A 12,272-nucleotide genomic window follows, 5' to 3' on the forward strand; every position below is an offset into this window, starting at 1 on the left:
CGTTTGCGCAAAGGCATGTCATAACCCGTGTCGTCGAAGCAGAGAAACGTGGGACTATCGACTTATGCCTGACTACTTTAGGTTGATTGAACTCCTCGAATCGTCGAGTAAGCCAGATCGGGGACTGGACGGGGAACTCGCCAAGCTAGTTGGATGGATGAAGACTGTGGTTGACATTGAGGAAGCACGGACAAGGCAATCACAGAAAAAATCTCATTGGCTTACCCCAACAGGCGAGGACGCACTCTATCCTCCTCCGTACACTGCCGATCTAGATCGTGCCTATGAATTCGCTCAACAAATGATACCTGGTCACATCGCGGCGGTAATATGGAGAAATGGCGCGAGCTCAAAAGCCCAACTTGAAGGGTACAAGGCCTGTTTTGCGCCGACAGCTCAACGCGCGCTGTGCGCAGCAGTATTACACGCAAAAGTCGCAGATTGAAATCAACGGCGCGCTAGCGCACCCCACGCGCCACGTGGCTCGGGTGGTAACTCATTCCAAATTTGACCCTTGTCGGGAAGCTCGCCAGAAACCAGAAACTTTGCCCCCCAATGAAGACACTTGCGTTACGTCTGTCGTCGCGGTTATCCACACGAAAGGCTTACGCCGTATTTCAACCACCACAACGTGCTGGCTGATGATGAACTTCGAGCTAGGAAAAATTCATGCGCCTGTTGATCTATTCGCACCCACTTGCCACCAATGGGAACCCAAACTTCGGCCTGAATGCGTTCCGCAATAAATTGTTGAAAGTAGCCTCCGCTGCAGTCCAGCAAGGGCACGACGTTTTCGTAGCTGCTCCTCCTCATTATCTACAGGCAAGCCAGCGGATCGGCGGCGCGACGTACATCGAACTCAACACCAACGAATTCATCGCCTCGACTGGCATCGCAGGCGACATCGACTTTCATTTTTATCGCGTAGCGCCCGATTCTTTGCCCGTCCAAGCTGCGGCAAATCTGCTTAAAAGAAACATCAAGATTTCTCCAGACGTGGTTTTGACCTGGGAAGCAGCAGTGCCCCACATCAAGATCGCCTTCCCTGACGCTCGCATCGTTAATATGATGCCGTCGCCATTCAGCCGCGTACCTTATGGGGACATGGTAATGGTCGATCCAGAAGGGCTATTCAAAGAGGGTTATCTCTACGGAACACTCCCTAACCGGATTGAGGAGATAACCTTACTTCAACAGGAGATTGATGCGCTTAATCGACTCCGCTCGGAAGGAGCGCAATTCTTTAACTCAAAAGATAGGGTAAGAGACGAAGTCTTTCGACTTAGAGAGAGCCGCGATGGTATATCGTCGGTATCGCTCCTGCCGTTGCAAGTGTCCGCTCACTACGCATTTCGCAAAGACGCACCATTTCTTACGCAATTCGAGATGCTTGAGAATGTACTTTCATCATCTGATCGAAAAAATGGCATCTTAACGACCCAATACGTAACAAAAAATATACACGAAAGAGCTCTAAATCCCGATACTGCCAGCTATCTGGACAACACATATCCCAATTTCTTGTTCAATAAAAATTTCGACAATCTACATAACATCTCACAATACTTACTTCCATTTGTCGATAGCGTTACAACCTACTCGTCATCTCTTGCATTCCAGGCACTGCTTCTGGAGAAGCCTGTTTCCTTGGTGGGCGATTCATACCTATCTCCCGCCATCCGTGCCGTTGCCGGCGATGAAGTTCTACGTGACAAATTGCTTGCGTTTGTGCTTTTCAGATATTCTGTATTTTTCCCGGCCGCCATCACCCAGCCTGAGACGCTAGAAAGGCTCCTCAATCCGAATTTCGAAAAATCGCAGCTCGAAATAAACGGCTATAAGGACCAATTTTTCAACGGCTTGAGATTTGCTAACGCAGAAAAAGAACTTACACGCGATCTGCAGTATTGGCCCAATCGTGCTTCAGTTCCGCCGGAAATCGCCGCAACGATCAAGCAAGCCGAACTCGTTTCTTTCGATATTTTCGACACTCTAATCGAGAGGCCGCTGGTCGACCCGAAACACGTCTTTCAGGTCGTGCAAGATCGTCTTCGCTCAGAGCCCAGCGTCAGAACGTTCAATTTCGCGAAAGCCCGCGTGGAAGCGGAACGTGTCGCCCACACTGTACTGAACGGCAAACGAGAAGAGGTCACCTTAGACGACATTTATGCCGTCCTGAGTGAAAAATATGATCTCGATGATATAGAAACGCAGGCGCTCAAGAATATTGAGATTCAGGTTGAAATGGACTTGATGGTAGCCCGTCCAGCGGGCGAGCGCCTTTATCAATTCTGCATCTCTACAAACAAGCCGATCGTTTACACATCAGACATGTACCTTGGGCGCGAAACAATTCTAGCGCTACTGAAAAAGTGCGGTTATTCGACCGAGCACACCCTCTATTTATCGTCGGAGATTGGTAAGAAAAAGAAATCAGGCACGATCTTTCCGCACATGGCCCGCAGTGAAGCGGTAGCAATGGATCGCATCGTTCATATCGGCGATAACCCAATCGGTGATGTAGCGTCACCGGAAGCACATGGTATAAAAGCTATCCATGTTAAACGTGCTATTGATCGATTGCGTGAACATGGGCGCTATCGGTCGTTGTTCGGCAATGCTGCATACACCGATATCCATGGATCGGCGACAGCCTATTTGATTGCACGCCACCTATTTGACGACCCATTTGAAACGATCGACGACGAAACATTGTTTCGAAATAGCGCCTTTGAGCTCGGCTATTGCGGGCTCGGGCCATGCGTGACCGACTACGCATTTTGGTTAGATCAAGAGATATCAGCCAATGGAAATGACCATGCTTTCTTCATCGCCCGCGACGGGAGAATCATAAAGGACATCTTTGAAATCATCCAGCGCTCAAACGCTAAATCGACTTACGCTTGGGGCTCACGGAGGCTCCTTCGCGGGGCGACCACAAAGAACGCGACAGAATTTTTCGACATCGTTGAAGACGTCACAGCCGCACCGTTGGACGACATCATATATGATCGCTTTGGGCATCGGCTTGATAACCATACGGGCATCTCACCGAATGCAAGCCGCCTGGATAAAATACGTTCGGCCAAGGAAGCATTCCCTATCCTCCTCAAGAAAATAGACGAACGGAATTCGAGGCTTAAGACGTATTGTAATGCCATCGGTCTAACTGCTGCAAAGAACCCTTGCTTGGTAGAAATCGGTTATGCTGCAACTATTCAGGAAGGATATCAGCGGCTAACAGGGAAGCCGTTGACGGGTTACTATATGGTGTTGCTTGACACCGCTCTCGGTCGTGCAGCTCCTGAGCGTGCGATGTTTGGTTACGCCGGAAATTTCTCACAGAGATTCAATTTTTGGCACCCCCTCACAAACTATTCGCAGATATTCGAAACACTATTCTGCAGTGATGAAGATACGATTGTTGACGTCAAGTACGATGCCGATGGGCAACTTGTTCCAATACGTGACGTAGCTAGCAACGACTTTGATAGAAAATCGCTTATCCGCGAGGTGCACGCTGGTGCACGCGAATTCGCTCGGAATGCAAAAAAGATTATCGGGCCTTTGGCCGACTACATTAGGCCAAACCCTGAGGTCGGCACTCGAGTTCTGACCAACTTTATTGAGTACCCAACCAAGTCTGACGCCCTGATCTTGGAAGGCATCACATTCGAGAACGCTTTCGTTAAAAACAAAATTTTGCATATGATACCCCCGAAATCGAAGTATCGCGACTATGCAGCTGGGAAATTCAGGACAGCATGGCCGCAAGGCTCAGATGCAGTCGTTGAAATAGCGACGTCAGCCGGCCCAAGAGCCAATAATGGGAAAACTAAAAAGCAGCCTCCGGCTCCAATCAAGGCCGTTAAAATGTCTTGGCCGCGCAGGCAGGTAAAGAAGGTCGTGCGGCCTTTTGTCTCCAAGCTTGGCAACGAAAAAGATGTTCAAGAGTTCGAGCTTAACCCACCCGCATTTTTCGCGAAGCTGCGGAACCCATGGTATCGGGGGATTGGATATGTTTTGTTTCCGCCACCAAAAGCAAAGAAATGACCTACAATCCGAAACCAGGCATTTAGATCGACCAAGGTCTTGAGCGACCAATTGTCCAGCGAGCTCACGGCGGCATAAATCGTGAAAGATGAGACATGAGGCTTTTGATCAGAGTCTTATCTCATCTTTCATTGACCCTTATCCCGATGGCTTTTGAGAGGGTAAGAAGGCGGTTCAAACGGAGCAAAATACCTCTCTCTTTCCGGTACCATTGCTCATCCTTGGTCGAATAAATTCGTCCGGTGTGTGCTGTCACCTCATTATTTGTTGTATGTGACAGGCCTCTGTCCACCAGAACACATGACTGGCCGTTAGCGGACGCCCAGCGCTAAAGCTAAACCGTGAGCGGTAGGGAAGCGGCGAGGCGTGTCGCTTTTTAGTTGCTGTTAAAACATGAGCTTGGTCAACGAGAATTAATGGATTCGGCGCGTCGACAGTTGCGCTACTTCACGCCCCGCACCTTTCAATCTCTAGAGGCAATTGGCTAGAGAACCGACGCCATCGAAAGCAATGCCAGGACAGACACCACTGCTTTTAAATCGCCGGATGACTAGCCAGCGGATCGACAGCACTGAAGTTCCATAATCCAGCACCGTTGGCAATGACTTTTTATCATGCAGCTATCACACGTCATTCGCTTTCAGCTAGTTAAGCAATACCCCTCCCACTCCAGCATCATCGCCCGCCTCTGCTCCAGGAGATCCGTTCGGTGATACGCCGCTTCCACCGCATTCTTGATCGTATGCGCCAGCGCGCGTTCTGCGAGATCGCGTGGATAGCCGTTCTCGGAGGCCCAGTCGCGGAAGCTGGAACGGAAGCCGTGGGCCGTAGCAAGGCGGCCGGGGGTGTCGCTTTGGATCCTCTTGTCGCGAAGGAACTTGGTCAGCACCATATCCGTCATCGGTTTGCGTGAGCGAGAGATAAAGACCAATCCCTCCCCCGTCTCCGATTTATCCAATTGCCTCTCCAGAATTTTGATCGCTCTTGGGCCAAGGGGGACCCGGTGCGTGACCTTGCCCTTCATTCGAGCCGCTGGGATGGTCCAGATCGCGTGAGAGAAATCGATCTCTTCCCATTGCATTTCCCGCAGTTCACCGGAGCGGCAGGCCGTCAGGATGAGCAGCTCCAGCATTTGCCGTGACACAGCCTCGCCTTCCATGAGCATCGAAAAGAATTCTGGGATTTCCCGCCAAGGCAGAGCCGGCTGGTGCTCTACTCTTTCGCGCTTGCCCGGTTGCTTCGGCAGGATCTTGTCCACGACGCTAACCGGGCTGGCCAGTATGAAGCCGTTGGCCGCCGCCCAGTTCATCACCGCGTCGCAGCGCTGTTTGATCCTTGCCGCGGTCTCAGCCTTTTTGAGCCAGATCGGCTTCAGGCATGCAGCAAAATCTGCAGGCGTCAGATCTTTGACCATCCGCTTGCCGATCTTCGGGAAGATGTACGTCTCCAGCGACGTCATCCATTGTTCGGTATGTTTGCTGTTACGAAAACCTTCAGCCTTGTCAGCGTGATGCCGCCTTGCGGCATCTTCGAATGTGGGGACGGAAGCGAGCTTCTTTTGCTCGCGCTCTTGGGCCCGGCGCTCCTCCAAGGGATCAATGCCCTTCTCGATCACGATCCTCAACTCAAACGCTTTCGCGCGCGCATCTCGGATCGAGACGATGGGATAGCTGCCCAATCCCATGTCTCGCCGCTTGCTGTTCTCGGGGGACTTAAAGCGAAATATCCATTTCCCGGTGCCGGCAGTCTTTGCCGGATAGAGATACAATCCGGCGATCGTACCATCTGAAACAGGCTTGTCGTCGGGTTTCAGTTTTCGCGCTTTCGCATCGCTCAAGGCCAAAATCATTCTCCAGCATTCGGATCCTGATTGGTCTCTAGCCCATCATCCAGCCCATCACAAGATGATGGGCTGGATGATATTTAGTGTTATTCCATGCACCTATTATTCATTGCAACTATCGTATTTTATCTCTATTAAACAATGACATATGACGTCATATCCGAGAGCATAGATTATCAAATATAGCAGTCACCTTGTCCGCCATTCTTTATTTCCAACCGTCGTGACACGTAGTCACTCTTCGCGAAACGTATGCGCCATCTGATCGGTAAACGGCTTGGCCAGATACGAGATGACCGATCGATCAGAAATGCGGATGAATACCTCTGCCGGCATGCCGGGATAAAGCGCAAGGTTTTCGAGCTTGGCGAGGCTTTTCGGCTCGGGCCGGATGCGTACGGGATAGTAGCTCTGGCCGCTGCGCTGCTCGACGACAACGTCGGGAGACATCGACACGACATCGCCGACGACCTCCGGCGTGGTGCGCTGATCAAAGGCACTGAAGCGGATGTCGACCGCCTGTCCGGGATAGACCTGATCGATATTGCGAGATGCGATCTTGGCCTCAAGCGTGAGTTCGCGCTGGTCCGGCGCCAGAAGCATCAGCGCCTCTCCAGGATTGGCAACACCGCCAATCGTGTGGACAGCCACCTGATAGATGCGTCCGGCAAGCGGGGCACGCAGATCAAGCCGCTGCAGCTGGTCGAGTGTCGCGACCCTGCGCTCCTCCATTTCGGAGATCTTCGCCTCGATCTCGGTCAGTTCCTTGGCGTTCTCGCTTCGCCGATCTTCATCGAGCTGCAATATCTGTAGATTGATCTCGCTGATCCGCCCTTCGGCCTGCGCCCGGGCGGCGATCCGCTCGCCTTTGTTACCGTCAAGTTCAACGCGCTGGCGTTTGAGAGCGTTCACCCGCTGCAGGGTGACGAGCTGCCGCTGATAAAGCGATTTGATGGCGCGGTATTCCTCGTCAATCAGCTCGATAGACTCGTCGATCGCCTGAATTTGAAGATTGTTTCCCGCGATCTGCTCCTTGAGCTGGCCCTTACGCTCATCGAGCTGCTTCCTCATCCCCGCAAGCGACGACTTGCGCGTCAGGAAAAGCTGGACCTCTCCGTCGACAAGCTTGCGATTGGCGGAAATGTCGATGCCGTTTTCTGCCAGATCCGCCTCGGTAAAGGTTTCAAGTTCGAGCGTTTCGGCCTGGAGACGGAGCCGCTTGGCATATAGTTGCGCAAGCGCGCTGTTGACGATGCCAAGGCTTGCCCGCGACGAGGTGCCGTCCAGCCTCAAAAGGATGTCTCCGGCCTCGACATGGGCGCCTTCTCTCACCAGCAACTCGGAAACAACACCGCCACTGAGATGCTGTATCTTCTTGACGTTGTCGTCGATGATGACGGTCGCATCGCCGACCACCGCGTTGGACAAGGTCGCCGTCGCAGCCCATCCGCCAACGCCTCCGACGAGCAAGAGAGCAAGAACGGAGACCGCTGCGACATGGCGGCGAAGTGATCGGTGCGAAGAGTTCCCTTCCATCGCTTCACTCCTGTGCTTCGGCTACGATTTTCAATGGTGTCGGGCGATGTTCGCCAGCCGAAGAATCCCGTCGCAACACCTTGGTCAAAACCTCGTCCTTGTCCCCGAAAGAGGCGATGCGTCCTTCGCTCATCATCAGAACGAGATTGACGCCGGCAAGCGCGCTCGGTCGATGCGCGATGACGATGGCAATGCCGCCCCTCTGGCGTATGTTGACCACAGCCTGACTCAGAGCCCGCTCACCCTCGGCATCAAGGTTGGAATTGGGTTCGTCCAGCACGACCAGAAAAGGATTTCCGAAAAGCGCCCGCGCCAATGCAATGCGTTGCCGTTGCCCTGCGGAAAGCATCGATCCACCCGAGCCGATCTCGGTCGCATACCCCTCCTCAAGCTTCAAAATCAGATCATGGATTCCCGCCGCCTTTGCGGCCTCGATTATCTCTTCCGCTGCAGCACCTTTCCGAAAGCGCGAGATGTTGTCAGCGACAGATCCTGAAAACAACTCAATGTCCTGAGGCAAATAGCCGATATGCCGGCCACGATCACGGTCACTCCATTGATCAAGAGTTGCCCCATCGAGACGTATCGAACCGCGATGCACAGGCCATATTCCGGTCAGCGCGCGCGCCAGCGAGGATTTTCCGGATGCACTCGGTCCGATCACGCCTATCGCGTTTCCGGCTTCGACGGTAAAACCAATATTGGCGATGACAATGCCTGACCGTCCCGGAGGCCCGCTTGCAAGCGCTTCGACAACGAGGTCTTTTTCGGGCGCGGGGAGTGCAATCGGCGACGACGTGCCCGGCACTCCATCGAAGGCTTGCGCAAGTCGCTTCCAGGACTGCTGTGCCGATACGAACCCGCGCCAATTGGCGATCGCCTGTTCCACCGGCGCAAGCGCCCGCGATGTCAGGATCGAGGCGGCGATGATGATGCCCGCCGACGCCTGGTTGTCGATGACCAGAACAGCACCCGCGGCAAGAACGCCCGACTGAAGAGCGATACGGAAAATTTTCGAGACGGCGGCATAACCGTTTGCGACATCGGAATTCCTGCGATGCGACTGGCGATACTGATCATTGACCGCAGCCCAGGAGCGCTGCAGGTCTTGCGCCATGCCCATGGCTTCGACGACTTCGGCATTGCGATGGACCATGCCCAGAAATGTCCCGCGTTGACCGCCGAGTTCGTAAAGCTGCCTGGAGGACGACTGCGTAGCCCGATTGGTCAGATAGGTGAGAACGGTCAGGGCTACGGCTCCGCCGATGGCGATGACGCCAATCAACGGATGGAAGAGGAAACAAATGCCGATATAGAAGGGCAGCCAGGGCAAATCGAAGAATGCCGGAGGCCCGGCGCCGGACAAGAAGGATTTCACCTGGTCGAAATCCCGCATCAGCGCCAGCCCATCCGCCACTGCGCTTCCCTTCACGGGTGTCTTGACCGCCGTCCTGAAGACGTCTTCTCCCAGCTCCTCGTCGAAAATGCCGGATATGCGGCTGAGCATTCGACCTCGGGCAAGCTCGAACGCGCCTTGGAAAAGATAGAGCATCAGGGCGAGAAGACATAAGGCGACAAGCGTCGGGATACTGCGACTTGGGATAACCCGATCATAGACCTGCAGCATAAAAAACGAGCTGGTGAGGTAAAGGATGTTGATCAGCCCGCTGGCCAGCGCGACGGCCATCAGGCCGGCGCGGCAATGTCTCAGGACCCCGGAGGGCGAGCTGCCATTCTGTTGCTTGCCGTTCACGGTCACCAGCCCTTCGTCCACCCGAGGATGTCTTGAACTCCTGACGGCTTCCTCTCCCCCGCCTACAACTATGATAGCCCGTCTCAGTAGAGAAAGAAGTCGGCGGACGTGAGTTTCAGCCCGTCGTCGACGGTTGCAAAATGCACTGCTGCGGCTTTGCCGTTGCCGTCGCTATCGTAGAAGAGATCGCCGGTCTGCTTGTTGTATGTTATCCGGTCGTCTGCATCGTGCGCCTTACCAGATGTCGAGGCGTAGAATTGGCCGCTGCTCATCGTGCCGGTACCGGTAATCTTGGTGAAGATCGCCTTGGCCAGATAGGCGGTGTCGTCGGTCACGTTGAAATCGAATATGTGATCGACATTGGTGGAAGCGCTGAGCTTGGTGTCGAAATAAAAGCTGTCCTTTCCGCCGCCGCCATAAAGGTCGTCGTTGCCGGCCTTGCCGTAGATCTGGTCCTTGCCACCGTCGCCACGCAAAGAATTGCGAACCGCGCTGCCGATGAGCTTGTCGGCAAAGTCAGTGCCGCGTGCGGCCTCGATGTTCGTCAACGTATCCTTGTTGCCGAAACCATCGATGGCATAACCCTTTGTCAGGTCAACGGTGACGCCGCTTTTGCCGCCGCGATTGACGTCGCGGTGATAACGCACCTCGTCGAAACCAGCGCCGCCATCGATCTTGTCGGCGCCGGCAAGGCCCATAAACTGCTCGTCAGCGCTTGAGCCCTTGAATGTGTCGGCAAATTTCGTTCCGCGAAAACTTTCGATGCTCGAAAAGGTCTCGATATTTCCGTATGGGTCGGTGGCTTTGTGGGCAGCGGCGTCAATACTCACCCCCTTCTTGGCAGCCTTGCTCAGAAAGCTGTCGTCAAAGCTGAGCTGGTCCCAGCCCGAGCCTCCGTCATAGCTGTCCTTGCCTTCACCACCGACGAAGAAATCGTCTCCGGCTCCGCCCTTTAAGACGTCGTTTCCGGCATAACCGTAGAGATCATCGTCGCCAGCACCGCCATTGAGCGTATCGTTGCCACGCAGCAGCCATTGCTGCATATACCACGAGCCGGCATCCACCACATCCTGGAAGGAGGTGGCTGAGACATCGAAGCCTGAAATCTTCTCGATAAGCTTGTTGTTCGCCGTGAGGACCTGTACCTCGATCACACGGCCGCCCGTGGCGTTGCCTTCACCGTCGAATTTCAATCCGCTGCCGACAATTTTGGCCTGAATGCCGTTTTCGAACTTGAACAGCACCTGTGTCGACGAGTAGCTGCTAGATACAGCGGTGTCGAAGTCGAGAAACTCTGCCAAGGATGGCATATAGTCCAGGCCGGCGATCGGCGGATTATAATGATCCGGATTGACGTTTCCCGGAAAGTATCTCTGTAAAGTGGCCATCCGTCCCTCCCTGAAGACGCGATTTTCCTCACAGAAACGTTATCACGGCCGCTTGTTCTGGCGTCACCCGTTTGGGTTAGTCTTCATTCAAATTCTCACTGCCTGATCCCACGTCTCCGCACGCAAGGCGACTGCCTGGTCCAAGCGCTTGACCGGCCGGATCATTCGACCGGGTGGATGACCCCGGCAGGCTTGCCGGGCTCATCCTTGCAAGGGCAGCAAATGCGGCCACCGGCCTCTTCTGTCTAGGGTCTGGCCGGCACTTCGACCGTATCCAGTTTCCGGCTGAGAACGAGCGCCAGGATGGTACAGATTGCGCCAGAGATCAGGTAACCACCGATAAAGATGATGCCGAAATTGCTGGCAAGACCGAGCGCCACCAGCGGCGCAAAGCCCGCACCGATCAACCAGGCCAGATCGGAGGTCAATGCCGATCCCGTATATCTGTAGGTTGGCGAGAATCGCGACGACATCGATCCCGATGCCTGGCCGAAAGACAGGCCCAGAATGGCAAACCCGAGAATGATGAAGGCCGCCTGGCCGGTGCTGCCGGCATCGAGCAGGAAGGGCGCCGTGAAGCTGAATATGGCAATGATGAAAGCGCCGATCAGAAGCTGCTGCCGGCGGCCGATGCGATCGGCTAGGAACCCCGACAGCACGATCGTGGCAAAACCAACCAGTGCACCAAGGACCTGTACGAACAGGAAAGCGCCGGCCGACTGACCGCCAAACAGCGTCACCCAGCTGAGCGGGAAGATCGTCACCAGATGGAACATCGCGAAGCTTGCAAGCGGCGCGAAGGCACCAATGACGACATCCAGCCCATGAACGCGCAGCATCTCGGCGATCGGTCGTGCCTCGAGCTCATGACTTTCCATCGCCGCACCGAACTCGTGCGAGGCAACGATACGTAGGCGTGCAAACAGCGCCACGACATTGATCGCGAACGCGCAGAAGAAGGGATAACGCCAGCCCCAGTCGAGAAAATCGGCACTTGATAGATTGACGACGAAATAACCAAACAGAATGCTGGCAAGCGCAAAACCGAAAGGTGCCCCCAGCTGCGGGATCATCGCATAGAAGCCCTTGCGATTGGCGGGCGCATTGATCGCCAGCAGCGACGCCAGACCATCCCACGCTCCGCCCAGCGCAAAACCCTGGCCCAGCCTGAACAATGCCAGAAGCGCCACCGACCACATGCCGATCGTTTCATAACCGGGAAGAAAGGCGATGGATGCCGTCGAACCGCCCAGGATGAGCAAAGCCGTTGTCAGCTTCGTACCGCGCCCATAGGTCCGGTCGACCCACATGAAGACGAACGACCCGACCGGTCTTGCCAGGAAGGCGAGCGAAAAGATCGCAAAGGAATACAGCGTTGCGGTGACCGGATCCGGCACGAAAGAGAAGACCAGGCGCGGAAAAACCAGCACGCAGCCCAGGCCAAACACAAAAAAGTCGAAAAACTCCGATGTCCGGCCGATTACCACGCCGATGGCAATGTTGCCCGCCGAAATCGGCTTATCGTCGTGAATCTGCCTGGCATCCCTCTCCATTTCCGATGACGACGGATGGGTCGCCAAAACTACTGCCTCTGCCATGACTAACGTCCTCCTTCGCGTCATTGCAACAATGAGTATGTTGGCCAATCTTGCTGTCAATCAAGATTTCAACCGCAAATTTGTGGATTGTGAGAATCTTG

6 protein-coding genes are annotated in these 12,272 nt (G+C 54.4%); 1 reads left to right on the top strand and 5 read right to left on the bottom strand.

All coding sequences use genetic code 11. The features are described 5' to 3' along the window. The first annotated feature begins 669 nt into the window (after window positions 1–669). Window positions 670–4,053, top strand: coding sequence for an HAD family hydrolase (locus tag AC2GXZ_RS10980; protein ID WP_483759175.1), 3,384 nt, complete (start codon window positions 670–672; stop codon window positions 4,051–4,053). A 640-nt stretch (window positions 4,054–4,693) separates the two neighbouring features. Here AC2GXZ_RS10980 and AC2GXZ_RS10985 read toward each other — a convergent pair. From AC2GXZ_RS10985 to AC2GXZ_RS11005, 5 genes are all read right to left on the bottom strand, one after another. Further along, window positions 4,694–5,902, bottom strand: coding sequence for a tyrosine-type recombinase/integrase (locus AC2GXZ_RS10985; RefSeq protein ID WP_483759176.1), 1,209 nt, complete (start codon window positions 5,900–5,902; stop codon window positions 4,694–4,696). 228 nt (window positions 5,903–6,130) lie between these two features. Next, entirely contained in the window at window positions 6,131–7,432 is a 1,302-nt protein-coding gene (locus AC2GXZ_RS10990; protein WP_483759177.1) for an HlyD family type I secretion periplasmic adaptor subunit, read from the bottom strand. A gap of 4 nt (window positions 7,433–7,436) precedes the next feature. Beyond that, window positions 7,437–9,194, bottom strand: coding sequence for a type I secretion system permease/ATPase (locus AC2GXZ_RS10995; RefSeq protein WP_483759410.1), 1,758 nt, complete (start codon window positions 9,192–9,194; stop codon window positions 7,437–7,439). Between the two features lie 74 nt (window positions 9,195–9,268). Next, window positions 9,269–10,573 carry a calcium-binding protein gene (locus AC2GXZ_RS11000; protein WP_483759178.1) on the bottom strand — a complete coding sequence of 435 codons (1,305 nt, stop codon included), beginning with the start codon at window positions 10,571–10,573 and terminating at the stop codon, window positions 9,269–9,271. A gap of 245 nt (window positions 10,574–10,818) precedes the next feature. Next, entirely contained in the window at window positions 10,819–12,171 is a 1,353-nt protein-coding gene (locus tag AC2GXZ_RS11005; RefSeq protein ID WP_483759179.1) for an MFS transporter, read from the bottom strand. Window positions 12,172–12,272 lie beyond the last annotated feature (101 nt).

The sequence above is a fragment of the Aliirhizobium sp. YIM B11859 genome, assembly GCF_057163345.1.

Excerpts from the sequence above, each read along its gene's own strand:
- AC2GXZ_RS11005 (WP_483759179.1), bottom strand. The coding sequence starts at position 12,171 with ATGGCAGAGGCAGTAGTTTTGGCGACCCATCCGTCGTCATCGGAAATG.
- AC2GXZ_RS10985 (WP_483759176.1), bottom strand. The coding sequence starts at position 5,902 with ATGATTTTGGCCTTGAGCGATGCGAAAGCGCGAAAACTGAAACCCGAC.
- AC2GXZ_RS10990 (WP_483759177.1), bottom strand. The coding sequence starts at position 7,432 with ATGGAAGGGAACTCTTCGCACCGATCACTTCGCCGCCATGTCGCAGCG.
- AC2GXZ_RS11000 (WP_483759178.1), bottom strand. The coding sequence starts at position 10,573 with ATGGCCACTTTACAGAGATACTTTCCGGGAAACGTCAATCCGGATCAT.
- AC2GXZ_RS10980 (WP_483759175.1), top strand. The coding sequence starts at position 670 with ATGCGCCTGTTGATCTATTCGCACCCACTTGCCACCAATGGGAACCCA.